This is a genomic window from Paenibacillus sp. FSL K6-2859, from assembly GCF_038008265.1.
GTDB classification, from domain to species: domain Bacteria; phylum Bacillota; class Bacilli; order Paenibacillales; family Paenibacillaceae; genus Paenibacillus_AQ; species Paenibacillus_AQ nitricinens.
This window is the reverse complement of record NZ_JBBOYU010000002.1, coordinates 191,514-217,074: the sequence shown is the minus strand read 5'-3', so window position 1 is coordinate 217,074 and position 25,561 is coordinate 191,514. Positions and strand designations below refer to the sequence as shown.

The 25,561-nt window shown below is 36.7% G+C and carries 20 protein-coding genes; 13 read left to right on the top strand and 7 right to left on the bottom strand.

Annotated elements, in window-relative coordinates; all coding sequences use genetic code 11:
* Positions 1-9 precede the first annotated feature (9 nt).
* The 3 genes from MHB64_RS31645 to MHB64_RS31635 all read right to left on the bottom strand — a co-directional run bounded on the left by MHB64_RS31645 (position 10) and on the right by MHB64_RS31635 (position 2,055).
* Positions 10-855: a S1 RNA-binding domain-containing protein gene (locus tag MHB64_RS31645; protein ID WP_341136295.1), complete on the bottom strand. Its 846-nt coding sequence runs from the start codon at positions 853-855 to the stop codon at positions 10-12.
* A complete protein-coding gene (locus tag MHB64_RS31640) occupies positions 852-1,337 on the bottom strand; it encodes a hypothetical protein (protein WP_341136294.1) in 486 nt (161 codons plus the stop codon). The genes MHB64_RS31645 and MHB64_RS31640 overlap by 4 nt, the downstream gene beginning before the upstream one ends.
* Before the next feature lie 97 nt (positions 1,338-1,434).
* Complete coding sequence (locus tag MHB64_RS31635) at positions 1,435-2,055, bottom strand: hypothetical protein (protein ID WP_341136293.1); 621 nt, start codon at positions 2,053-2,055, stop codon at positions 1,435-1,437.
* A gap of 424 nt (positions 2,056-2,479) precedes the next feature.
* Here MHB64_RS31635 and MHB64_RS31630 point away from each other — a divergent pair, with 424 nt between their 5' ends.
* Both MHB64_RS31630 and MHB64_RS31625 read left to right on the top strand, forming a co-directional pair.
* Positions 2,480-3,124 carry a helix-turn-helix domain-containing protein gene (locus MHB64_RS31630; RefSeq protein WP_341136292.1) on the top strand — a complete coding sequence of 215 codons (645 nt, stop codon included), beginning with the start codon at positions 2,480-2,482 and terminating at the stop codon, positions 3,122-3,124.
* A 119-nt stretch (positions 3,125-3,243) separates the two neighbouring features.
* Complete coding sequence (locus MHB64_RS31625; RefSeq protein ID WP_256715909.1) at positions 3,244-3,579, top strand: hypothetical protein; 336 nt, start codon at positions 3,244-3,246, stop codon at positions 3,577-3,579.
* A 131-nt stretch (positions 3,580-3,710) separates the two neighbouring features.
* Here the strand turns inward: MHB64_RS31625 and MHB64_RS31620 are convergent, their stop codons facing one another.
* Together MHB64_RS31620 and MHB64_RS31615 are read right to left on the bottom strand one after the other, a co-directional pair.
* Positions 3,711-6,137 carry a type IV secretory system conjugative DNA transfer family protein gene (locus MHB64_RS31620; protein ID WP_341136291.1) on the bottom strand — a complete coding sequence of 809 codons (2,427 nt, stop codon included), beginning with the start codon at positions 6,135-6,137 and terminating at the stop codon, positions 3,711-3,713.
* 110 nt (positions 6,138-6,247) lie between these two features.
* Positions 6,248-7,258, bottom strand: coding sequence for a hypothetical protein (locus tag MHB64_RS31615; protein ID WP_280788825.1), 1,011 nt, complete (start codon positions 7,256-7,258; stop codon positions 6,248-6,250).
* 923 nt (positions 7,259-8,181) lie between these two features.
* On the opposite strand from MHB64_RS31615, the gene MHB64_RS31610 reads away from it, so the two are divergent.
* Positions 8,182-8,313 carry a hypothetical protein gene (locus tag MHB64_RS31610; RefSeq protein ID WP_341136290.1) on the top strand — a complete coding sequence of 44 codons (132 nt, stop codon included), beginning with the start codon at positions 8,182-8,184 and terminating at the stop codon, positions 8,311-8,313.
* Positions 8,314-8,653: 340 nt separating this feature from the next.
* On the opposite strand, the gene MHB64_RS31605 is transcribed toward MHB64_RS31610, so the two are convergent.
* On the bottom strand, positions 8,654-9,118 hold the full coding sequence (locus MHB64_RS31605; protein ID WP_341136289.1) for a hypothetical protein: 465 nt from the start codon (positions 9,116-9,118) through the stop codon (positions 8,654-8,656).
* A gap of 55 nt (positions 9,119-9,173) precedes the next feature.
* Positions 9,174-10,487 carry a ParM/StbA family protein gene (locus tag MHB64_RS31600; protein WP_341136288.1) on the bottom strand — a complete coding sequence of 438 codons (1,314 nt, stop codon included), beginning with the start codon at positions 10,485-10,487 and terminating at the stop codon, positions 9,174-9,176.
* A gap of 785 nt (positions 10,488-11,272) precedes the next feature.
* Between MHB64_RS31600 and MHB64_RS31595 the strand changes: the two genes are divergently transcribed.
* The 10 genes from MHB64_RS31595 to MHB64_RS31550 all read left to right on the top strand — a co-directional run bounded on the left by MHB64_RS31595 (position 11,273) and on the right by MHB64_RS31550 (position 25,297).
* Complete coding sequence (locus tag MHB64_RS31595; protein WP_341136287.1) at positions 11,273-12,250, top strand: replication-relaxation family protein; 978 nt, start codon at positions 11,273-11,275, stop codon at positions 12,248-12,250.
* 214 nt (positions 12,251-12,464) lie between these two features.
* The gene (locus MHB64_RS31590) at positions 12,465-12,845 is read left to right on the top strand and encodes a hypothetical protein (protein ID WP_341136286.1); all 381 of its coding nucleotides are present in this window, start codon (positions 12,465-12,467) and stop codon (positions 12,843-12,845) included.
* A 15-nt stretch (positions 12,846-12,860) separates the two neighbouring features.
* A complete protein-coding gene (locus MHB64_RS31585; protein ID WP_341136285.1) occupies positions 12,861-14,012 on the top strand; it encodes a conjugal transfer protein in 1,152 nt (383 codons plus the stop codon).
* Positions 14,013-14,041: 29 nt separating this feature from the next.
* Entirely contained in the window at positions 14,042-14,353 is a 312-nt protein-coding gene (locus MHB64_RS31580) for a hypothetical protein (protein WP_076179055.1), read from the top strand.
* 6 nt (positions 14,354-14,359) lie between these two features.
* Positions 14,360-14,761 (top strand): TcpE family conjugal transfer membrane protein, encoded by a 402-nt coding sequence (locus MHB64_RS31575; protein WP_076179056.1) that lies wholly within the window; start codon positions 14,360-14,362, stop codon positions 14,759-14,761.
* A 31-nt stretch (positions 14,762-14,792) separates the two neighbouring features.
* Complete coding sequence (locus MHB64_RS31570; protein ID WP_341136284.1) at positions 14,793-17,429, top strand: ATP-binding protein; 2,637 nt, start codon at positions 14,793-14,795, stop codon at positions 17,427-17,429.
* Positions 17,430-17,432: 3 nt separating this feature from the next.
* Positions 17,433-21,782, top strand: a complete 4,350-nt coding sequence (locus MHB64_RS31565) for a CD3337/EF1877 family mobilome membrane protein (RefSeq protein WP_341136283.1) — start codon at positions 17,433-17,435, stop codon at positions 21,780-21,782.
* 21 nt (positions 21,783-21,803) lie between these two features.
* Complete coding sequence (locus MHB64_RS31560) at positions 21,804-23,621, top strand: glucosaminidase domain-containing protein (protein WP_341136282.1); 1,818 nt, start codon at positions 21,804-21,806, stop codon at positions 23,619-23,621.
* On the top strand, positions 23,621-24,061 hold the full coding sequence (locus MHB64_RS31555; protein ID WP_341136281.1) for a hypothetical protein: 441 nt from the start codon (positions 23,621-23,623) through the stop codon (positions 24,059-24,061). The genes MHB64_RS31560 and MHB64_RS31555 overlap by 1 nt, the downstream gene beginning before the upstream one ends.
* 432 nt (positions 24,062-24,493) lie before the next feature.
* Complete coding sequence (locus MHB64_RS31550; RefSeq protein ID WP_341136280.1) at positions 24,494-25,297, top strand: hypothetical protein; 804 nt, start codon at positions 24,494-24,496, stop codon at positions 25,295-25,297.
* Positions 25,298-25,561: the final 264 nt, after the last annotated feature.

Here is a 25,561-nt window from a genome sequence, read left to right as displayed (position 1 = left end):
AATCTCCTCCTAATATAAGTGATGTGGGAATTTAATTATTTTACTTCGAATTCTTTTTCCGCTGGCTTGAACATTTTTAATCATGACTGAAACGGTCATCCCCACCAAATCCCCATGACTCGGGACGCGGTTCGGAAACCAAGCCAGACTTTCAATACCAGGTGCTAATTTCACAAAAATACCTATATTCTCTACAACACTAGTTATCACACCGGTATGGAAATCGTTAACTCTAAAATTTTCATGAACACGAGTCCAAGGATCTTCCATCAGTTCTTTTCGTGATACAATAACACGTTTTTTTTCATGGTCGATCTCTTTTATTTTTACAGTAATCTCACTACCTAGTGGAATTACGTTACGTGCAGAAGGCGTCCAGTCGTATTCATAGTCTCTGATCGGGAGTACACATGAAACCCCTTTGATCATTACATAAAACCGTTCTTCCTCAAAGCCGGATACCACTGCAGGACATACATGATTTACTTCAACGTTTTCCCAAAAATCCTCTTGCAGTTCTTCAAGTGCTTGTATTCGTGAAAGTAAGATTATCCCTTTTTCTTCATCAAATACATTTACAATCTTAGGATCCAGTCCTTGTTTCGTAACATCTAAAACCATGTAGTCAATTTTATGATCCAAAAAACCAACAAGAGATCGAAATTTATGTTTATCAAACTGATTCTCGTGAATCATACCCTTAAGACCATTCTTCAGTTCAATGATTGCACATTGCATAGGTTCACCAAATGGACTATGCGTTTCAATACTTTTCACAACTCCTTGATGAATCATCTTTCGACGAAGCGAGGTTTTATATTCAAGCATATTGTTTCCTAAGATGGACATATTCATATAATCAATTCTCCTTTATTTTTCAGATATAGAACATATTGATTCAGTTTTTCAAGTTTATAACCAATTAATTCTAGATTATTGAAGCTCTTAGAAATCACTTTTAAAGTCTTCCTTTTAAAGCAGTTTTCAATTTTGGATTTCTCAATTTCTGTATTCCAAAATAATATGTAATAACCATTCTGACTAATTTGTAATGAGCTATCTTCAACTTCAACAAGGATTTCAACTTTTCTTTTCTTATCGAGATCATCTTTCTGTATTTCCATATCTTCAAGCAGCTTACTTACCGTTTTGTTTGAATTCGACCAATTCTTTAAGAGTTTAGGCTTTGTTTCCTTCATATGATTGATAATTACAAACAGCGGTACTGTTTCGTAAATATATAAGCATTGGTTATAAAAAGATTCTATATTTTCTACGCTGCACGACGGATGAGTTAAGACAAAATCTAATTCTTTAATAAAATTGTCATGATGCAAACTAATGCTCCCTTCTACTTCCGAATCATATCTATATATAATACTATCTAATTAATATATTAGTATATTACTATATATATTAAAAAAATAGAAGCCACTATTTTATACGATATAAGTGGCTTCTATTTTTATTGTTTGTATTTAGTATGGGAGTTAACCCACAATCTTTATGCATTATCTGTAACAATCTTTTACCATACCGATCTGATGTTAGATGAAATGTATACAGATGGTTCTCATACTCAATACTATAGTCCTCGTTTATCGCTCCCTCTTTTTCAATTTCTTCAACTGAAAAAGCCAAAATTTCCCTTGAAAACACTATTGATGCTTGTATTTCTAATTCAGGGTGATCATAAATGTTTGTTAGTCCTTTTGTTATATATTTTGCTGGCTCTTCATTAAGTGGATTATTAATCGTAATAATTTTCACAAAGTCATTCTTTGGTGCAAGGACTAAAGCTGCTAAATTATCCTTCACATATTCTAAGTTGAATAATTCCCCGTTATGACTCCAAGTAGCGTTAATATCGAATTCAACCCTAAAAATTCTGTCAATTATCGATAAAAATAATTCTTCATAATTTTCAATATATTCATTAAGTACTATGTCTGGATACCCATAATTAAAAAGCCCATATGTCTGAACTTTGATAAACCTACCATCTAAATCAGTTGTTAATATAGGCTTAATTGATGGATCGTAAAATTGATACATTCTATCACCTCTCTAAATTTGAGAAATGGGCTTACAATAAATAAGTAAACAATTAGTATTTTATACTAATTGAATTATTATCTTATCTTAATTAGATTGTAATACTTTTCTATATTTATTCAAGTGATATTGACATGTTTTTGATTTTTAAAGAAGTATTCTCATATTCTTCTTAATCAATATCTTCATAACCATAACAAAAAAACCCTTTTGTACTAATTGATATTAATTTTACCTTATAATGATACAACTCGTATCTTTAAAAAAAAATTACAAACGTGTAAAATTACTTTTGTGTTTGGATTTGTATTACATTTTTTTGTTACTAATAACGTCTTCATTAAGTTTTCATTTAATACTTAAAAACTTGAGCACTAAACATTGTAAATCAGAAGATTATGACATAAGGAGAATTATATTGTATATGGATGAAACTATTGGGGGATATCTAGAAAAGTTAAGACATTCATGCGGATACAGCTTAAGGCTTGCTGCAAAAAAAACTTCTTTAAGTCATGGCTATATTCGAGATGTAGAACTTGGAAGAAAGAATTTCACTAATTTCGAAATCATCCCTAAACCTGATACATTAAAAAAGTTCGCGGTAGGATATAGGGCATCATTTAGTGAATTGATGCGGATAGCTGGCCACATAGTCACAAAACCAACAAATGAATTTGAATTTATAGAACTTGATTTTAATAAAGTTCTGTATATTCGGATTGACATCAATGATACTGTTACATATCACTCATCCACACAAACCTTTTTTGAATCTAAATCTTTATTTGAATTTTCCTTGTTCGAACACTCATTAGAAAAAAATGGATATTTACGTATTAAAAGTGGTTGGTATGTTAATCTTAAAATGGTAAAGAGATATGATGAGTTCACTGGAGAACTGTCATTTTGTGAGGATTTTGAAAATAATAACATCAGAATCCCTAAAATTCTCGCAATCTCAGTTCAAAAAGAAATCTCAAAAGCCATTAAGCAAAACAACCTCCATAATTTTAACAATTCATACAAACCCTTTATTCGAACTATTCGAAATTTAATAATTCATTAAGTACACCTATCACCTTCAAATTTCTTGTTCTTCAATTAAATTCTAGAGATATATTTGTGTTTTGTGTGTTAATATATATATATACTGATTAATCATATAATATAGGTGGTGATACTCTCGTGTATAATACGGAACATAATACGACTATCGACTTCGAACTTGACTCTCCACTTGAAGACTATTTGAGTCGTATGATTGCACAAATACCAAATGCTTCAAGATTAGTAATGCAAACGCTGGCCAACAAAAGCTTTAATAAAGAGGATTTATCACTCCAAGCAAAAGTTAGACGTGGTGATTTGAATACTGCTCTTAACTGGATCGAATCGCTTGGTCTCGTAGGATACTCAACTAGTGGCCGACAAAAACTTTACCAATTAACACCTCTTGGTGTAAAAGCATATAATAAGTTCAATGACTTGTTTACAACATTAAAAGAGGAAACTAGAGATTAGCAAAACGGAGTAATACTCCGCTTTGCTTTTTTTATTATAGTAAATACTAATTAAATCTTAAGAACCAATCGATCCAATCTTCAGTTAACATATGGATATTAAGAAAATATCCTCTAACATATTTCTGGTTATTATTCATTTTTTTTATTCCTAGCCTCTTCAGATAACATTCTGATTTTCTGTGCTACTAACAGAGTTTTGTCATCAATACCAGCAGGTTTATATGTCACATTTATTTTAGTAGTACTTTCAACTACCGTTTCTTCACTTATTGATTCGGCGACATCTTCTTCACTATCCCATAAAGGATTTCTAATTACGTTCTTTTCCATCGTTTCAGAACCATCAATATTTAAGTTATCATTTATTTTTACACTTTCTCTTTCATTCCTTCTCTTTTCACTTGCCTTCTTCTTAAGTTTTTCTAAAATAATTAGTTGTTCATTTTCTACATTTGACGTTTCAATATCATTCAAATCCTCAATTTCATCGTTTGTTATATGTTCTTCATCTCCCAATTTATTATTATCCTCGATCTTTTCAGAAACTAAAGGGCTAAATAATACCCTGGGAAGTGGTTTGAATAATCCTTTAACCGGTTCTAACCGTACATTGTTATGTACCTGACGGAAGAGACACTCGCCTGATTCACCTGTTTCTGGATTATATCCTTTTAGTTGTAATATTTCAGACGGTAGTACTTTAAAACGCTTTTCCTCCTTTATTTGTGTTTTAAACCCTGTTGTAGACATTTCATCAGTCCCACTACTCTGTCCTATCTCATAAAATTCACCAATCATACTAGCGTAGTAATCCGCGTCTTCATTCTCTAATCCTGCTAGAAGATATTTCTGCACTGCATTTTGTTTTACCATTGCACCTAATCTTTTGCTTACATCATTTAACTGTTCATTCCCTTGATGAATTACTCGAACAAAAACTTCGAATTCTCTTGCCATTTCTAAGAATGTTGAGAATTCTTCGTCGGCAAACATTTCAATCTCATCGATCGTTATTTGATGTGGTCGAATTTCACCCTTAATATCACGTCTGAAGGTACTTGCTCTTACGAGATTTATAAACAATCGCCCAACCGTATATGTCAAAGTTTGTAAGGTTCCATAAGCTCCATTGACCAAAATTATCTCACCGTTTTTTATTGCATCGTCAATATTAAAAGTAGACGGTCCACAAAGAATTTTTTGTATATGCCTGTTACTAGTTAACATCGTAAGATAATCATAAAGATTTGAGTTGGTTTTTTCTGTGTATTCTCTAGTCTTTTCGTTAGCAGCCATATTACGAGTGTATTCTCTTAATAAACCTACTTGTTTCTCAAAACCCTTTTCAATAATTACAGATAAGACCTCTGCTCTATAATCATCGTTCATAGGTTGTACTAAACGATCTAATTCATTGTATCCACAATTATTACCATAAGCTAACTTAAGCGCTTTTATACAAACCCTCATTAGATTAGTTGATCTATTTTTGAAAAATATTTCTGCATCTGGTCCGAGATAACCATGAAAAGCTGATACATTTGCTTCTATCATTGGTTCGATATCTTCTCCTTCTGGAACAAAGAGAGGATTCAGACAATCTGTAGTCTCGCATTGGGGGTCTAACCTACGAAATGGTCTTCCAACACGTGTTAAAAAGTGTGCCAGACGATTGATAAGAGATCCTTTTGGTTCAATAATCGTACTACCAATATAATCATTCAACAAATCTTGTACGATTAGATTTGTTGCTAATACCGTTTTACCAGCACCAGTTCCCCCTAATATTTGCTCATGTTGTGCTCGATCATTCCTATTAAGGGACATCAGCTGACTCTGTCGCTCTTTCGTAGGAATTGTATGAAATAAATCCAAACGACATTCTTCAGAATAATATCTAAAGTGAGATAGACAACCTTCCTTATTAAGATCAATTCCGTCAAATTCATATAATTCTTCTTCTGTAATACCGTCTCTCCTCTTCACCATGTTCAACACTGATTTATTATTGTTATTTTTGAAGGAGCTTAATTCAGATTGTTCAACCGCAGCAGTTAATTTATGAAAAGTTGTAGATTTCACGTTCAAATGCAATGTGTAGTATAAAGTAAAAATGATTACAGCAACAAAAATTGCCACAGCTATTATAAGACCCATTGTATAGGGGAGAAATCTCATTAATATTTGTCCTAAAGCCAAGCTGCTTAAACCATTAAGGAATGTTTGAATGATTGGTTTAGAGTAATTATTCTTAAATAAAATTGGACACGAGTAAATGATATGTCCCAAGAAACAAGGGATTAAAAGTGGGATTGCTCTGTAAAATACGGGATCCGATAGTCCATAAAATTGATCTTGGTACTTACCAATTAACCAAAAGAAGTTGATCATCAAGAATCCAAGTAATAAAAACGCCTGGATGTTCCATAAAGTATTTTTGTTCGCAGGATCCATACTGAATCTTCTTATCTCAATGTAAACATTTTTGAATATAAACCCAAACATATGACCAAACGCTGATAATATCCCTCCGAGGATCATTCCAAAAAACTTCAATATATATTCCCCCTTTATTAGTATATATAATACATAAATATAATATTAATATATATAATAAAAAACAGCACCAATCCAATTTCAAGTAAAGAAGTTGGATTGGTGCTGTTTTAGTTAGAGAAGAACCGGCTCAGCAAGCCTTTTTTTGCTTTTTCTTTTGAAAGTGTAGACAACCACAATCTAATGTCAAAACTCATGTCTGGATTTTGTTCTGATAGTCTTGATAATTGATCCTTTATAGCATCTCTTTCGTTATCACTATTCGATACTGAATATTTTTCGATTAAATCAGCAATAGTCCCTTTAACTTTTTGCACATATAATTCTCGTTCATCTTGCTTAAATCTTGTAATTTTTTCATCTGCAGCGGTTTTATACATATTTATTGAGTACGATTGCTTCGGATATAATTCCAAAAGAGAGTCAAACTCTTTAAAAAGCTCTTCTTTAATTGGTAGAGATTCGTTCCCATATGCAATTTTATCAAATAGTTTGATTATCTTTTCATGCACTTCATCATCACTCGATGATTCTTTTAATAATTTGTCAGTAGTAACTTGAACTCTTTTATCTATCTCTTTGAAAAATTCATCTGACTCAATCATATCTAGAAACTTCTCAAACCGCATCATTTTCTGCATCATTTGAAACATTTGATCACTACTCGCTGTATCTTCAGACTTATTAGTCGTAGTTGTTGGTTTCCCCCCACTATAGATAATTTCTTTTAATTGTGGGACCGTATATTCAGAACCTTCACCTGTAAGACCGATAATCATTTTCATCTTAAACACGGATATATAATTATGCTTAAAGGTTTTACTACTACCTTCTCCCATAGGGATGGGATTGATATAATCTAACAGTTCTCGTCGTCTGTTATTAATCATATAAGTTTGAGTTTCACAAATAGCTGCCACTTGATTGGATACATAGAGCGCATCCTTATCCATACTTAAGATATTATCTGTAAATAATTTATCTAACCATGATCTTCTTTTATAAATTTCATAGAGGACTGATACATTATCAAATGTTTCAATTAATAGCTCTCTCATTTCTTCTTTGTTGGCTTCTTCTACTTCTTCCTTTGTCCGGATATCACTATATTCGTACTCCATTCACACAACACTCCTTCCCCAAGATTCTCATAACTTCATTTTACAATATCCATTAATAAATAAATAGTAAAATCCAATAGATTTCAACGTGAATCAGCATGTTTCAATTTATTCTTATTCAGTCTAATTCGTATTAATTTGTATTGATCCAAATCAATGATTTCCTAAATTACTCTGAATCATTACTTTAATTCGGCTTTTTATTACGAAAACACAGTTCAAGTCATATCAATCCATTTTAATTCATCTCAAATCACTTTAAGACATTTTAATAGGAATTGTTATTACGCTGAATTACTCTGAATTCTTCTTGTAATTCAGAGTAATTCAGCGTAATTGGGTTACCACCTTAAAAAACAATCAACTCAAATATACGATAAATACTTGATTACACTTTATCATAATTCAGTAATAACAATATATTAATCAAATTAGTATACTATTGTAATAAAAAATACACATTCTATTATAACAGGAGACCAATTGTTTGGATTTTTTCAGTTAAGAATAGCACTCAGTTTTCTGAACTTTTTCCACAAAATACGCTTGTTGTTAAGTTTTCTAATGTAAATTAAGTGTTAGTCTGAAAAACAAAGAATTTCACTAAGAATGAAGCATTATATGGTAGGAGAACAAAAAGAAGAGGACTGTTGTAACTTAGTAGCCGTTACGAAAGGATAGTTGAAATGTTTTAGAGTAGTGGGAAGGCTAGACAGACGAAATAATAGAAAAGAAGAAACAAAGTACTCCATATCAAAGAGGAGATAGGGAGATGTATCGAACATCGACAGGTGAACCAGATAATAGAGAAATCAAAAACTGTTGATGGAATAGGAGATATCATAACGACGAAATTTTATAAGATCAGCCAGGAGCAGAATAAGGAGCGATTTTTTTGTCAACTGAGAGGTTCGAAAAGTTACGTGAGTAGTAAATTCCGAGAATCCATAAGATCATTAGCAGATAGTCAAGCTCCGGCAGCTACAGCTGATTACGATGTCCCACTTCCATGGACCTCCGCTAACAGAGAGAGTAAGTTAACACCGGAGCGGTAATCTATAACTTTATTTTCTCTCAAAAACAGAAGTTTTTCTAAGTCAGAAACAAATTTAGATCAAACTGCAGATTAATCCGTTAAAGTTCAATTGATCACTTGCTTAAAAATCTGCTTTCAATAGATAAACTTGCATGTCTGATGTGCTTAGTCAAAAAATGATATTGATTTCTCTATAAAATACTTATTAGGAAACCGGCAGATGTATGATCAGTTACGATGGAACAACCCTTTTTACTACAGGCCAAGTATACGCATCTTAAGAATTAATCCCAGGTTTCTATTTTTAGAAAAATAAAAGCCCTTCATCAATATGATGAAGGGCTTTTATTTCAAAAAGACTAACTCTGATATGAGCTTATTACATCGTTGCTGAAAGTTTTTCCTGCAGGACGATTTTCTATCTCAGCATTAGCAGAGTGTGTGATTGCAGGTTCAGCAGATTCAATCAAATTGGCATCCTTTGAAAAAGAATCATTAACTTTATTCTTATTCATTTCACTATTTTTAGTGAAATTATTATTGTTATTTTCATTCTCAATGGAAGGTACTTCAATAGGTTTTAAACCGGATTGATTCGTATTGTTTTCCATCAACTGCCTTTTAATTGATTCAATATCTCTTGAACGAGGAACGAACTGCTGGAGATTTCTGATTCCATTTTCGGCTATATCTTTCTGAATAAGATACCGCATCGAATCTCCATATACTGATTGCGCATTAATCCATTGAAGAACCAATTCTTCTTCGTCTTCTCTGAGCTTAAATGCAGCAGCTTTTCCTCTTTGTGCATCTGTTTTCCTCATCTCTGGTTCACCCCCTCAAGAAGTAATCAATGTTATAAGTAGGGAGGACCCCAAACTATTCGTTTGTAGCCGCAACTTCCTTGTTAGAATTCTTTGTGTTTGTTTTAATGCCTTTAACTGTATTCATATTTGCTTCTTTTAAAGCTGCATAAATAGGGCTCTTTACGAAAAAGTCTAAACCTTCAGCATTTAATGTAATTGCATATTCTTTCGGTACATATAGTAGCTGAATTCTCAATCTATCAGCGAGTTCCTTAAGTTTAGGATAAAGTTTATCCTTCATTAATATGCTACCGCCACCATAAACGACAATAATATCGATATCATTTGTTCCAATTATTAAAGTTTGATCACTTACGTGCTTCATGATCTGCGCAACTTGATTATCTATATGTGGCCCGAATGCTTGAAGGGCTTCATTTAAGAACTTATGTTTTCTTGATGTGAATTGAGATTTCAATATCTCACTATATTGCTGTCTTGATACAGAGTTAAATGCATGGGGGGCTAAAGCTAATAAATCGTTAGTTGCAGGATCAATTGCATGTCCTACTCCATGATTCACACCACTCCCAAAATCTTTATCTACAGAATCACCTCTAGTAAATGGTGTATCAGTAGTACCATCACCACAATCAAGATGTAGGATGTTTTTCCCATCAAAGTAACTGCCATCTATATTTTCAATGCTATATGTATTTCCGAATTCTAAAAAAATAGGGGTTGTCTCATTATTATTACCTTCATATCCAGCTGTGCGCCAAGCTCCACTCGAATTCATCTGAAGTGAAAACACCGCAGGTGATCCCTCTTGTAATACATGAACATAGATAAAATTAATCTTTACAAGAACTTTTTTTGTAAGGCCTAAGTGAACTGTAATATTGTGCGTACCATTTAAAAAATTACTCTGAAGAGTTTGAATATTCGATGGTGTGTGTTGTTTAACGGGAAGGGCTGTTGCCATGTCAACATCCACACTAATCTCATTAGGTAGCTCACCTTGTTCATTTGCTTTTTCTACAGCACGAGCAGCAATAACACCTAACGTATTAACATAAGGCACGGTTTGATTTGCTTTGGAATTATTTCCTTTTACGTAGAGATTAGTTACATTTTCTCCATTTGTTTTTAAAGCATGTTTCCCAATTAGGTAAAGGCCAGTAGGAACACCCGCAGTAGCAACAATAGAAACAGCAAGATTATCATAGATATTCTTCAAATTTTTCACAACATCAGTATCGTCATCTACCCAAGGGATTTGTCCTGCTATAGAAAAAACGTTTGGCTGCTGTACTAGCTTTCCGTCTACATAAATATCTTGTTCGCTATTACCTAGATCATTACCCACATTGAACTGAAATTTCATATAATTATTCCTCCCATAATTTTCATAGTCTCTAAAGAAAATTATAGTAGTAAGTTCACCTTTAGTCAAATTAAATAACGATGTTGTCATACCATTGTACACATATTGGAAGAATCTAATCATAATAAGATACTAATCTTATTATGATTAGATAATAATGAATAAACGATATTTCCACCATAAAATGATTTAATTTGGTTAAATTCAGTTAAATATTAAAGAATCAGCTTAAAAATACGAATTTCATAATAATTCTTTATTAATCCGATTAGTAAGTTATATTCAATTTCGAATCTTTTTCAGTACTTTGCATTAAACCCCTATTAGTGGATACAGATAACTAAAATGAGAAACTACTATGAAATCTAGTTATTAATAATCCAAGACTTGGGCTAGTAATTTCGAGTAATTCATACTGATTTGTCTTAATAGATCTCAATACGTAGTAGTCGATTTCAATTATTTTTGTATTAACTTGATAGGCTCTAACAGACACCAATTTTAATTTTTTATAAAACTGAATAAGTGTCGTATGTAATGCTTTATGTATGATTTTTCTAATACCACATGTAATGACTTTAGGTGTTTTTAAAATTCGTTTTTGTAAAGCTTTATGTTGTGTTGTATGTTAATTAATATGTTGGCTAGTTAAATTAAGGGAATTTCTAAATATTCCTTTTCATATAAGGGTTTAACTCCATTTCGAAAACGCGACTAATACGGGTTAAGCAGCCTTATGATTTTCAACCCCAACCCACTCATGGATAAATAAAGGAGAGATGATTTTGGTAGCTAATAATGATTCCTCAGGAACAAAAGATGAACAGAAAAATAAAAGAACTCCGAAGGGGGATCTATCAATAGGAGAGGTAATCGATCTAATAACAATACGTGAATGGAATCTCTTAACTGATCTTTACTTTTGCAGATGTATGCCCCAATCAACAGCAGTAAATATATATTTTCTGGACACAACTCAATTTCATTATCCTGAATACACTATAGCTACAAATGAAGTAAGGAATGAGTTGGATATAAAGAATCAAAAAAGAGCACTCATAGCTACTAGAAGAACAATTAAACGTTTGAAAGATAGAGGATTAATAGAATCTTCAAATTTCAACCCTGATTCTTCTAATCTACCTGTGCATCAAAGAAAGAACGAAATTCTCGGAGAATCCTGGTATTATCTTAGTTCCCGTGGTTTAAAAGTTGTTGAAATGAAAAGAGGGATATTAGAAGAGAATAGACTTTCTAAGCATGAATTAGATATGGAGAGAGCGAAAAAGCAACATTTCTGGGAATTGGCAAAGGTCTATCTAGACCTCCGATATAAATGGATGAATGAAGAAAGTGATTTAAAACAGTTTCATGACTGGGACTGGTACCCATCATTGGCCGTTCAAGATGATGATGAGACAATTACAGTTCGTCCAGATGCAGTGTTGAGAATAGGGGAGCAATTATTCTATGTAGAGTTAGACAGATCTACTGAGCCAGTTCAACGATCTCCTTTTTTTTCAGATCAAGTTTCAATTGAAAACAAGCTTGCAAGATATAATAACGTACTGAAAATCTCCAGCAATAAGATAATAAGAGAAGGGATCATTGCATTTGTTGTTCCTGATGCCATCTATAACACCCGGCTCAATAACATTGAGAAAGCTGCAAAAAAAGTATTTGGAGAAAAGCAACGAGTTTTAGCAGGTAGAGATATTGGTGACATAATTTCTTCTTACGAAAAATTAATTCCAACTGAGTAGGGAATAATATTTAAAACAAGCATTTTATAATTTAATTGATTAATTTTTAAATCATTCGAAAATGAGTAAACATAAAAAGACGAGAATTGTCCACAGTTGACAAACTCGTCTTTTTTATATTTACCATGTACAACACAATATACTATTATGTTAGTATATATATTAGATATCTTATTAGTTAATTAATATATATACTAGAATCGGAGGTGAATGAATGACAAAAAACAAAAAAGTTGCTATTACCTGTGTGAGTGTACTTTTCATTCTGATAGCTGCAGTACTACTAATTCGTAGTCCTAGCAAATTGAATAATTCTGCTTCTGATCCACCCGCTATTTCTACAACTAAGCCGTTACCAACTCCAACTGTTACTGAGCAGCCAACGACCCCAAGTGATTCTCATGAAAAAGTAGCAGAGATCATTGATTATTCCTCAAACGCAATCGTAAATGAAATTCCAGGGTTGTGGGCGAGAATTCAAGATAGTTGGCGCTGGTTGATGGTCTTAGATACAAAACATGCTTTAATCCTTGTGTTTGTAGTGATATTTATTATTTCTTTAAGTTTTGGCAAAAAAAACAAAAAATCCTCTTAGGCAGGTGATCTCGTTTTGGGATTGTTCTCAAAAAACAAAAAAAAAGCAGAGTCTGATGAGGCTGAGATTCATGAAGCCTCAAAAGAAGAGAAAAAAAAGAAATTGAAATCAGACAAGTCGATTAAACCACGTGCACCAAAAACCATGGCACCTAAGAGGGCTTTACGAATTCTCTTTTGGACTTTTTGTTTTTTTATACTGATTAGGGGAGTGGTATCTTTCGCACGAGGACCACAAATCATAGAAAAAGTGACCAACGTTGAAAGCAATTCACCCACAATCTCTGATTCAGTAAAAGGCTTCGCAACAGATTTTGCCACAGAGTATTTTACCTGGAATACCACTAATGCAAATGACCGCATCGATCGTATTAGCAAATTCATAATTAACATCGATCAAGATGCCGGCTTAAAGTTTTTTGAAGTTAAAGGCGAGTCACGAGTACTCTCAGCAGAGATCTATGATTCCAAAATGATCGATCCTACACATTTTGATATTACTACTTTGGTTAGAAGAGAAGTAGAAATGAGCAACACTAAAGCTCCTTTGGAAATAGGGACGGATTCAAATATCCCTAATAGTGCAGTTGCACCGACTAATTCAACAAATGGAAAGACCATTATCAAAAAAACATACATGGTCGTTCCAGTTACTCTGACGGATGATGGTCCTCTAATTGAAACGTACCCACGTTTTATTGGCAATCAGCAAAAGGGAGCCTCAATCGATGGTGACGACAGTAATATTGTTTCTGATAAGACCTTGCTTTCTAGAGGGAAGGAACTATCAGAAAGCTTTCTTAAAACTTATTTAGAGGGAAATGTTAGCCAGCTTAAGTACTATTACTCAGATAATGCTTCATCACCAGATACCTTAATTCCATCTGACTTCACCTTAGATACCGTTGAATCTATAGCAATGTATAAGGTTACAGAACAAGATGGCATGCCTGATTACTATCGTATTAAGGCTTCTGTCATTGTTAAAAACGACCTAGGCGAATTATTTGTTAATACATGGACATTAAACGCCACTGATACAAATGGAAAATTTTACGTGTTGTCAGTAGGAACTCATCAATTGAATGAAGATCAGACACCAACTAATTTACCGATATCATCTGCAAGTCCCGCTCCTGAAACAAGTTCGACTTTAACACAAAATTAATAAATTAGCGTTGAGAGGGGTTTTTATTAATGCTTCAAAAGAATAAAGCGAGTCATAGAATAGCTTTCCGAGTTTCTCTTCTATTGGTAGTATCCATGTTTGCTGCTATGCCAGCCTTTGCTGCTACTGATCCAGGTGTAAACATAGGGAACTGGCTAACAAAAAATGTTGGTGCTGTTATCCCTGGTATTTTGTTGTGTGTAGGTGCTTATTTTATGTTCGTTAGAGATTGGATGAAAATGCTTAGCTTTTTTGCTATGACCCTTGTACTTGCGATGATCATGAATTGGGAATCCATGAAGACTTTGGGTGGGAAATTCTTCACTATGTTCTTCGGGTAAAGCAGCATGAATGAAAAACAAGATCCACCACGGATCACCGTATCTAACTACACGAAGATTTGGAATTTGGATTGGGTTATCTATGCGTTAGAAGGCAAAAAGTTACCCGTTCCCGCAAATCTACGTGTTGTTCTTACCTTTTGTGCTATTGAAGTGGTTTGGATTATCCTCGGTAAAATACTATTCTTCATACCTGGAGCGTACATCTATGTTTTTCTCCCATTGTTATCCACTTGGATAATCACAAAACAAAAACTAGATGGGAAAGCGCCCCATAAATGGCTATATAGTATGATCCTCTTCTCAATACGTCCTAAGCATCTACATAGGTACCGTAAGATAGAGCACAACAAAAAATACGTGTACCGAAGCAAAGTTGTGTTTCGAACTAAACGAGAGCGTGGATAGTCACGCTCTCGTTTTCAAAGGAGGCTAAAATTTGTCATCACTCTTAACACCAGCGAAGAAGAAACCTAGTAAAGTCAGCATTGAATTCCCAATCGCATATTTTGAAGAAAACTTAATTTTCAACCGCAATAAAGAGGTATGGGCTATTTATGAAATCAGTTCATTTATTTACGACCATCTAAGTGACCAGCAGAAAATTGATAGATTAATTAGCCAAACCTCTTTTTTATCCTTATTAACACATCAATTTCATATCCTATGGTTGCCAAAAACACATGATATCCATCGACATCATGAACTACTAAAAGAAAAAAGACTTTCTGGCCCCTTGAAAAAACGTGCGACTCAAATAGTAAGTGAAATGGATGAGTATCTACAAGGGAACTACAATACTGAGAATGGGGCCAATAATGCAGACTATCGTCCGTATATCGCCGTGTATCTCCCTAAAAGTGAAGATAAAGATTTATTAGAACAAGTGGGTAGTATCGCAGTAGAACTCAAAAAACTCATACGCCATCCCATGCGGACCATTGAGAATATATCAGGAATGAATGAACCTGAAATTTTCGAGCATGAGTTTCAGAGTTATCTCGTAAAAGAACGACAAATTTTTGATCGTCTATCCCGCCGTCTTAAAATCACACGAGGTACACCAATGACAACGGAGTGGCTCATAAAACGAAACTTTTGGTGGGGAATTGCGGACCCTAGTTTGCGGTCAACAGAAGAGCAGCATTGGTCTCCGAAAAAAACCAAGGGTATACGCAGTGGCTTAAATACCTTCTTCTATGATTCAAGACAGGTTATCACACTCACAGAAGGGGAAATGGATTGTTCTCACCCACGACGCATTAAAATACAGCAACTTTGTGACGGAAAAGATCAGTATATCTATCATGCATATATGGTCCTTTCTGATCTACCGGAAAGTGCAGAGATGCCAGGTAGTGAGTGGCTCTACAGTGCAGCCACATTACCGTTTCCAGTAGAAATGAGTATCAAGGTTGAGGTCATGGAGTCGGTTGAGGCAATTAAAAAGCTCAGTAAGAAGAAAATGGATATCGATAATCAAGTCAAAAATATCCACGAAGCAGGCGCTAATATACCGATCGATTTGCAAGAAAAGCAAGAGCGGGCGCTATATTTAGAGGATGAGTACAAGAAGCGTAAAAACCCTACATTTATCACACATGTTACCTATGGCCTTTATCATACAGACTTAAACATCCTGAAGAGCAATTGTAAAATCCTTCAGGACCATTACCGAGATTTTGGTAACGTACAAGTAGAACTACCTGCAGGTGATCAGTGGCTTTTGTTTAATGACTTTATTCCCGGTTCACCGCGCTATGTTTCGGACTATATACAGCGTATACCACCTGAAAAACTAGCTTCAGGAATGATAGGTGCTACCCAAGTACTGGGTGATGGTAAGGGATTATATATCGGAACTACCGGTACACTAGATCACCCTGTATTTTTCGACCCCGCACTTGCGAGTCAAGAAAACCGCAGTCCAAGTATGACAGTAACTGGAACACTGGGCGGGGGTAAATCCGTCCTAGCTAACCTTCTTGCATATCAGAATGCAGCCATACTGGGAGGAAAGACTTTAATATTTGACCCGAAAGGGGAACGTTCCAATTGGCCAGAGGATTTACCTGAACTGGCTGGACAGATTCAGGTCGCCACTCTATCCTCTTCGAAAGAAGATATGGGAAAACTTGATCCTTTTGTCATGTTTTTTGACGATATTGAAACAGCAAAAGAAGCGGCTGTTGAGATTTTAGCGTATCTCTCTTCCACGAAAACAAATGAACGTGGTTACAGTTATATTTCACAAGCAGTAAACAAAGTTGCAAGTGAACCTGAGCCTTATCTCGCGAAATGTATTACGGTTTTATTTGAAATGGGAAAAACACGTGAAGACGCCTTAATCTTGGGTGAAATACTAGAAAGTTTTCACTCCCTCTCCTTTGCAAAACTCTTGTTTGGTACAGGTGGAGAACGAACAATCAAAATGGACTATGCCATTAATATATTACAAGTTCAAAATCTGAAGATGCCTTCTCCAGAAAAACTGCCTGAAAACTACTCACTGGAAGAGAAGATGAGCGTAGCTTTAATGTTTGCTATAGCCCGCTTCGCTACTAAATTCATCTATCATGATCGATCCATCTTTAAATTCGTACTCATGGATGAAGCATGGGCACTACTCTCTACCCAAGCGGGTAAGGCACTAGCAGATATGGTTGTTCGTACGGGACGAAGCTTAAAAGGCGGAGCCATCATAGTCACACAAAACGCAACTGACGTTGCCGGGGATTTAGCAGGGAATATTGGCGTTAAGTTCGCCTTCCGTGACCAGGATACGAAGAAGATAAAAAATACCTTATCCTACTTTGGACTGGAAGATACCCAAGAGAATATCGATATGATCAAGAATCTAGCAAATGGTCAGTGTTTAATGCAAGATCTCTATGGTCGTATTGGGCTTGTACAAATCGATGTTGTCTTCCAGCATCTCTTTGATTGCTTCGATACACGTCCACCTGTAGTTGCTGCTGAACCAAAAACTGATACGGAGGAGTCTGATTTCACCGTGTTGGAACAGTTCCAGCAGTATATGGATGAAGCAGCATCTTCAGAGGAAGAGGAGGACTAGTCAATGAAAATAAAGGCTTCGACGCTCGGTTTCAAAAAAAGTAAGCGGCTGTCGATCATCCTTGGTCTAGTTCTAGTATTTTTTATCGTAGCCTCTATCCCTGCTAGCATAATTTATGCAAATTCCCTTGATACGATGGTACCAAGCGATACTAACAAAGATGCACTGTATAACAGATATGGCGTTTCTCATTATTCGTTTCAAACGGTCTCTGAAGACCATCACTTTTGGCAAGTAAGTGCCGCCGCGAAGGATAGTCTAGTCAATGCCTTTGACCAAATGTTGTCCATGTGTTTTCTAGTATCCGTACAATTGACCCGCTTCTTTAACTTTCTAGCCCGTGAAGCATTTACTTTCTCCTTCATGGACTCTCTGATAGACAGTGTATCTGACATTATCCGAAATATTACAGGTGTAAATGGAGCCGTTATCACCTCTGGAGGCCTATTCGATGGCTTAGGCGGTATTGCTGTAATGATTACCGTTTCCTACATCCTTTGGTTAATGGTGCGTACCCGCTTCCTGGATGGATTACAACAATCCCTATCCTTCTTTATCGCACTGGTTATTTGTATAGCATTCTTTTCACAGTCCGGTGCATTCTTAAAAACGGCCAATCAAATGGTCAGTTCTGTTGGAACTACGATGTACAAAGGCTTAGCAAAAGCCACTGGGTTGAACACAAACGCTGAGAACGGAGTTACTGTGATCTCCGAGCAAGTTTGGAATGAACTCGTCATTCGTCCTTATTCGATGTTACAGTTCGATAACACTGAAATTTCAACAAAAGATCCCGTCCTATTTGATAAGGTGCTGACTTCAAAACCATTCTCGGGAGAAAGAGATATAGCTTTAGCTGAAGCAGCCGATAAGTATCCCGGCGTGGGGGCTGCTCGATCAGCGGAGCAAATGATTATCATCCTTGTATATTTTATCTTTTCTCTCTTTATATTAGGTTTCTTCTGTTTCTGGGCAGTGATGACCATATTTATGCGTCTGAAGTTAATCGTTCACGCAGCTGTTATGTCCGTTACTTTGTTAGCTTCATTACTTCCTGGTAGAGAAGCCGGTATTGCCGTCATTCGTTCTCAATTTATTAAACTGATCGGCTATGCAGTAACGACCGCCATGACTATGTTTTTCTTAGATCTATCTCTCGTTATGGGTCACGTAACCTATGATGTGGTCGCGGTTAAGGGGGGAAAGGGCTGGTTCACTGGCCTCCTACTAGAATCCGTGATAATCTTTGTTATTTTTAAATACCGAGAAGAGATTAATAGTGTGTTCTCTAAAGCTACAGGTGTTATCCCACAAATACCTAAAGCAAAGTCAACGGTTGTTGATGCCTTTCAGCGTAACGTAACCAGAACTCTTTATAACACTGCCGCTAACAAAGTCAGTGGAATCTTTAACAGCAAGGAGCGGGAAGGTGTACCTAGTACCTTTAATCCAAGCTCACTTTCAAAAGCTTCCACAGTCCTTAATGACGCTACAAGCTCTAGTATGATGCTCCGTTATCAGCGGGAGAAGCAAGCAGCAGAGAGTATTGCCACCGAGTCAGGGGAAGACGTTCAATACACCCCTTATGTACAACGAGTGAATGAGAACCTACGTAACGGCACAAAGAATCCGTTCCGTGGCATGGACAAAGAATGGAAGGAAGAAAAGAACCGCCTCAAAGAAATTAAAGACGATGGTGGAGATATGAAACAGGCTGTCTTAACACAAGGCGTTCAAGAAAGCATGAACGACCAAGAAGTAGCCGCTACCGTATACGGAAACGAGAATGCGATCCGCCAGGCTGCTTCCCATATGGTTAATCGTCCGAAAGAAGCCGTTAATCAAATGGCTCGAGTGAAGTCCCTTAATAAGAACCATAAGCTACAGACTTCAGTGAACGACTTCTGTATGATCCAACTTTTTGAGCGTTATAAAGTGGAGTACAAGCGAGCAATCGATACTTCACAAGTAACAGGCAATCCAGTCGAACACACTGACTTCGTTAAAAACATGGACTCACGGTTTAAAGTTGCTGGGCTGAATACCACTCAAAAGGTAAATGAGACTATGATGCACCGGAATAGCAGGACTTCTATCGCTCCGGTATTTGATGAAATGCCTGAATTTAACGAGTATAAAATGAAACTCCTTCAGGCAAACGAAGCTTTACGTAAAATTGCTCCTCCTGCAGCAGGCATTTATATTCCTGAACCGGTTGTTCATTTTGCCGCACCCGTGAGCACAGATTTCCTTGTTTCGCAGATGCCGAAGCTTCCGACTGGCAATATAACGAGTCAGATGAACGATCGTAAAGTCGCTCTTGGCCAAAAGATTGATCCAATCACAAACAAAAATACGAAAGTAGTGGCTTTACCGGAGAGTTACCTATCTAAACAGAAACATCAAAAAAATGCGGTTGACCGTCAAACCAAAGTTACTCCATTGTATAAGTCCGCTCCTATCAGTACCGAATCATTCCGTTCTAGCGTTCCTCAAATCCCAGGAAGTGCTATCGAATCGCAAATGAAAGAGCGTAAAGGACAGCTACACCAAAATATTAAACAATCGCTCGATAGTAATGTGACTCATATTAAAGCTAAACAGGATAAGGTCATTATTCCTCCGCCTTCTTATATCGTAGGTCCGGTAAGTCAGGCTTCTGTTCTCACAAAATTACCGAAGCTTCCAGACAGTTCCGTGAGTAGTAACCTTGCTAAGAAGCAAGAAGTACGTCGCACAATTGTAGACCAGACGTTGATTGGTGGTTTGGATCAAAAGGAACAGTCTAAACCGATTACCCTTAAGCGGAGACAAGTTACTCAGCAAATGGAGATTAAACGGTTATTTACTGGAAGAATCCAAGCGGATCCAAAACTATCAGAAGATACCTACTCTATCATGCCTTCTCGATTACGAGCAAAGTATCGGGTTAACGTTAGCTCTTCCGTGGAAGGTAACGTAGGGAAGACTCCTGCAGCGCTTGCGAACATGACTACGACTACTTCAGCCCAGCTAAGCCAGCTTCATAAGGTGCGGGTACAAAGAAAGTTTGGGACGCAAGTGGAAGTGGGACGAATGAACGTCAGACCTGCGGATCTTGTAGCCAATCTACAGCAAGCAAAATCCGCTGTATTGCCGCTTCAAGCAATAAGCAGTGTAGCTAGCCAGTCTGTACAACAAACACTCCTCAACAAAGTGAACATCAAGCGCAGATCTGGTACTCAGGTAGATATGCAACAAGTTAACATCAAAAATCCAGAGTTGAAGGCGAAGATGGAGCAGGGAGCGGACGCATTAGCACCATTCCGATCCACAAGAAAGACATCCCTGCAGTCCGTTCAACAGAATATGCTGCATAAGGTTAACCTTAACCGTAATTCAGGCACTAAGGTGGAAGTTGGACGCGTAAATGTTCAACAATCCGATCTGAAAGCTAGAATGCAACAAGCTAGAGCGACTATATTGCCGCTCCAATCCACGAATGATGTGGCCCAGCAGTCCGTTCAACAGCGCTCACTGAATAAAGTGAACATCAAGCGCTATAAAGGCACACAAGTACATGCAGAAACTGTGAATGTTCGACAATCGGGAACTGGAATGGAACCTAGTAAGCGTACTTCCATACCAATCCAATCGACAAACAATGTATCTCAGCAGTCCGTTCAACAACGTTCACTGAATAAAGTGAACATTAAGCGCAGTAAAGATGTTCAAGTGGATATGAAACAAGTCAATATCAAAAATCCAGACCTGAAGGCAACGCTGGAACAGGCGAAATCGACTATATTACCGCTCCAGTCTACAAGTAATGTATCTGAGCAATCCCTTCGTCAGCGTAGGATGCACAAGGTGAGGATTGATCAACGTAGTGGTGTTCATGTCGAAATCAAGAAACAAGAACAACATGCGAACACTATGGTTTCAAAGTCCGTTACGTTACCTAAAGTTAACTCTTCTACCCGAACAGTTGAGCAAGAGGTCGTTCAGAATGTGAGAGTGAACCGGAAAGTAACGCCAAAACTTGATATTAAGACTGTTAACATCAAAAATTCTACTCTTAAAACAAAAATGGAAGAGGCTAAAACCGCATTAAATCGTTCCGGACCTGTAGAAGATCTGAAGATCCAGATCAATACCGAACAAGTTCAAAAAGTGGCTATGGAGGTTAAACAAAAAATCTCTCCAAATATTTCAAGCGGATTAGAAGACGAGCTCAGACATTTAAAAACAATGCAACGTGCTCGTAAAACCGCTCCAGTTACCCAAGCGGCCGAAAGTCTCAGTCAATCCGTTCAACAAAAAGTTAGAATCGCTAGACAAACACCACAACAAAAACCCGGAAAACCTAGTTGATAGGTTCTAAAGGAGCGAATCATGAGTAATAGTCTTGCAGAAATAGCTAAGCGCCAGGCATTAGAGAAGCTCAAAAAAAAGGGTACGGACATGCTAAAAAAGCAGGCCCTACAACTGCTAACTAATCCATATGTCTTAGGTGCATTAGCTTTAGGTATCGCAATTTTCCTTTTTTTCTTCATCATCGCTAGCGCAGTATCTTCCGCAAATGCTGTGATCAGTTCAAACGTCATTAGTGATAAGATCCTCCCGCCACAGATATATGCATCCGATATGGAAGACTTAATCACGAGTGACTACGGAAAGCGGGTGCACCCCGTGACAGGAGAAGTATCGTCATTTCACTCTGGGATTGATATTGGTGTCCCAGAGGGTACTCCTGTCGCCAGTTCCTTTGAAGGAGTCGTAACGACTGTAAGTTTTCCAACAAACTCCGATGCCGAATCCACCCAAAATGCGGGGATTTATGTTGTCGTTCAAAGCAGTGATCCGGAAATTGCTATGAGTAGCCGTTACTTACATCTTAGCCAAGCCTTTGTAACCACTGGACAAGTTGTGAGAAAAGGAGAGATTATCGGTTTATCAGGGAACACAGGACGATCAACCGGTGCTCATTTACATTACGAACTTATCCCAGATGGAGAAGAAGCAACGGATCCCAAGCCCTACGTTATGCTTATTTCAAAACTCACGGATGTGGCAAGTGAGGAAGCATTTAAGGCGTTTAAAAAAGTGAAGTGGGATACACCGGTAACTTCGTACCTTACTGGGGATCACCCAAAGTATTTGTCTAAGAAAATGTTATATCTAAGTAATATTAACTTCGAAGGATCTTCAATAGCACCATTCAACGAAAATGGAGTCGGTTATACTAGGCCCTTACTTAGAGGGGGTTGGGGGCCTTCTTCAAACTTTTATAGTAACGGTAACGTTCCTACTGTTCCAGACCCAAGCGAAGAAGAGGAAAAAGAAGAGGTATACATCCCACCAAATCTTGGATCACTGACCGACCCCTTTTTCATCCAGTACGCTGTAATGGCTCAGTATGAGGAGCGTAGGAGCGGGGTGCCCGCAAGTATCACCCTTGCTCAAGCTGCACTTGAATCTGGAAGAGGAAAGAACGCGGTATGCAATTATAATATGTTTGGTATTAAAGCGAATAAATCATATAAAGGTGATTATTGCTTGGCAAGAACACATGAAGAAGTGGATGGCGTACGTGTGCCCACGACTTCAAAATTCCGGAGCTACTCTAGCGTAGCAGGATCTTTTGCTGACCATTCGGATTTCCTACTTAAAAACAGCCGTTATCGTTTCGCATTATCCAAAGAAAATCCTTATGAGTTTGCTAACGAACTCCAAAGAGCTGGTTATGCGACGGATAGTCAGTATGCCAACAAACTGAAATCGATTATCCGAAAACAAAACTTAGCTTCGCTAGATATGAATCAAGGGATTGACCCCACAACGGGCCAACCCTTTACTGATATCGGTTTTGTTGGAGGAGGCGGTGGGGACGGTGGGGACGGTGGGGCTGGTAGTTTAATTACTGTAACCTTTGGAATTAGTCAATATTATGGAGGACCGGCATTTGAAACCCATGAGGAACAGTATATGAACGGTAAGTATCATACCGTTTATAAAGCCATTAACGATCCCACAACCGGAAACCCAATAATTAATTTTGAAAATTACGATCGTGTGGTACACTCTTCTCAAGCGCAAGCTCCTGTTATTGAAATAAAAGACATTCCAGAAGCCATTAGAGTAACCATTTATGCACCCAATGAACGAGAATTTTATGTGATGAATGTAGATTATATAAAGGGGACTTATTAATGAATACACAATTGGTTAACCTGCAGTTCAGCGATACTTACCTCATGGTCAATTTCGAGATTACTTTCCAAGAAATCCAATCCTGGTTGTCTATGGCCGGCCACAACATGGATGATGCATCCCTTTTTCGAGCTTTGTTATTCCCAGAATCACTAGAATCGGACCAACAGACCGAGTTGTGCTGGATTATCCTACACAGATACGAGGATGTTTTCTTCCAAACTAATCGCAACTGGACGGATCCGGAACATCCAGCAACAACGAACACCGTGCATCAGTTATTGCTTCGTATGATGAACAGCCGCACACTTAATGGTGAAGATAATACGAAGCTGGACCTTTACTTACTCTTGCAGCAAGACCGTCAAGCTGATATACCGTTATATCCTACGCTACATCATCTGTTTGATGTGAAGTGGGGTAACTCCGCTTCCGCATAGTGCAGTAATTATTAAGAAGTTATATCTTATTAGCAGAGTGAACACAACAAACCGCCTTCTTCTAAAGGCGGTTTGTTGTGTTATTACATCATATAATTCTTCTCTGTTATGGAACAGGATACTGATGTGACTTTCACCGTTACTAAACCAGCTGTCATAAATGAAGCCAGTGGTTTAATATAATATTCGAAACTGTCAGAGAAAAATGTTTAGTGTTAAAAGAAAATAAACTAGTAGAATAAGAAATAAAATACTAGACTCTCGAGCGTATTAACCTAACGGGCAGTATAATGGAAATAGCTATAGAAATGTAGTGTAGGGTTGTGTATTTTAGAACCAGAAAAAGATGGGTTCTCATTCGAATGAACAAAGCGGCGACCTGCGTTAATGCGCTGGTCTTTCCGAAAAAACACCTGATGTTCTGGACATGTAATGGTCTATAACAATATTTTAAAGGAGAAAAAAATGCGGTATTTAAACAATGAACTTGTGCTTGTATTCCCTCCGCTTTCAAATCAAGAAGCAAGCTGGTTATCAAATGACAAGGAAGTAGAGGAAAAGGTTCAGCATTCAAAAATCTATATGATTGCTCAAAGGGAAGAACTCCTTTTTACTGATTACTCTTACGATCAGGATAATCATATCTTTCTCTTCAAATTAAAAATGGGTAGTGTATTTAGTCCTCCAATGAGATTTTACTTAGGCCATGATTTATTAAAAGACAATGTGGATTTTCAGGATGTAGCGTTAGAAATTGGAGATAGACTGTTTAGAGTAACAGACCTATCCACTAATAGGTGCATTCTGTGGTTTACTCCAACGGCACTTATGTATCAGATCTCACATAATCGATTAACAGTTAGAACAGATAATGAGTTTGATTTTAGACAATTTTCCACCTACGAGTTGTTGTATGTTGGCATTTCCAAAGAGAACAGCAGTCTTGTAAGATTATTTGATAACGCACATCACGGCAGGCTGAATATCTTAACAAACGCTCATCCAAAAGCACCTACATCAAGAGTAACGGATGAAATGATAATCTTCATGTTTGATATCCATCCTCTTAATATTAATGTGTTTTCCACAACAGAGGATATCGAAAATGATATGAACTATCAGTCAGATAAGATCAAAGTAATTGCAGATGCAGAAAAGGCATTTGTCAAATTACTTGATACCGAGTACAACAGCGTTAAATTCGAGCTGTTAAAAGAAAATAAGGTTCTAGACTGAAAAATAAAGTATTAGACTCAGCAAATAAAGTTGTAGACTGAGAAAATAAAGTATTAGACTCAGCAAATAAAGTTGTAGACTGAGAAAATAAAGTATTAGACTCACAATGCTTCATTAAGCTCCCTCGGTACGATACAATTTTCTCTCGAATGCTCACTTATTCGCAGGAATTCACCAAAGGATGAATCGTAGCCCGGATTGAATGGGACGAGAGCCGTCAAAATGGGCAACCGATGCGCATGCAGGAACAGAAGGGGCGAGTTT

Excerpts from the sequence above, each read along its gene's own strand:
- MHB64_RS31645 (WP_341136295.1), bottom strand. The coding sequence starts at position 855 with ATGAATATGTCCATCTTAGGAAACAATATGCTTGAATATAAAACCTCG.
- MHB64_RS31635 (WP_341136293.1), bottom strand. The coding sequence starts at position 2,055 with ATGTATCAATTTTACGATCCATCAATTAAGCCTATATTAACAACTGAT.
- MHB64_RS31630 (WP_341136292.1), top strand. The coding sequence starts at position 2,480 with ATGGATGAAACTATTGGGGGATATCTAGAAAAGTTAAGACATTCATGC.
- MHB64_RS31615 (WP_280788825.1), bottom strand. The coding sequence starts at position 7,258 with ATGGAGTACGAATATAGTGATATCCGGACAAAGGAAGAAGTAGAAGAA.
- MHB64_RS31605 (WP_341136289.1), bottom strand. The coding sequence starts at position 9,118 with ATGAGGAAAACAGATGCACAAAGAGGAAAAGCTGCTGCATTTAAGCTC.
- MHB64_RS31600 (WP_341136288.1), bottom strand. The coding sequence starts at position 10,487 with ATGAAATTTCAGTTCAATGTGGGTAATGATCTAGGTAATAGCGAACAA.
- MHB64_RS31590 (WP_341136286.1), top strand. The coding sequence starts at position 12,465 with ATGACAAAAAACAAAAAAGTTGCTATTACCTGTGTGAGTGTACTTTTC.
- MHB64_RS31580 (WP_076179055.1), top strand. The coding sequence starts at position 14,042 with ATGCTTCAAAAGAATAAAGCGAGTCATAGAATAGCTTTCCGAGTTTCT.
- MHB64_RS31575 (WP_076179056.1), top strand. The coding sequence starts at position 14,360 with ATGAATGAAAAACAAGATCCACCACGGATCACCGTATCTAACTACACG.
- MHB64_RS31565 (WP_341136283.1), top strand. The coding sequence starts at position 17,433 with ATGAAAATAAAGGCTTCGACGCTCGGTTTCAAAAAAAGTAAGCGGCTG.
- MHB64_RS31560 (WP_341136282.1), top strand. The coding sequence starts at position 21,804 with ATGAGTAATAGTCTTGCAGAAATAGCTAAGCGCCAGGCATTAGAGAAG.
- MHB64_RS31555 (WP_341136281.1), top strand. The coding sequence starts at position 23,621 with ATGAATACACAATTGGTTAACCTGCAGTTCAGCGATACTTACCTCATG.
- MHB64_RS31550 (WP_341136280.1), top strand. The coding sequence starts at position 24,494 with ATGGTCTATAACAATATTTTAAAGGAGAAAAAAATGCGGTATTTAAAC.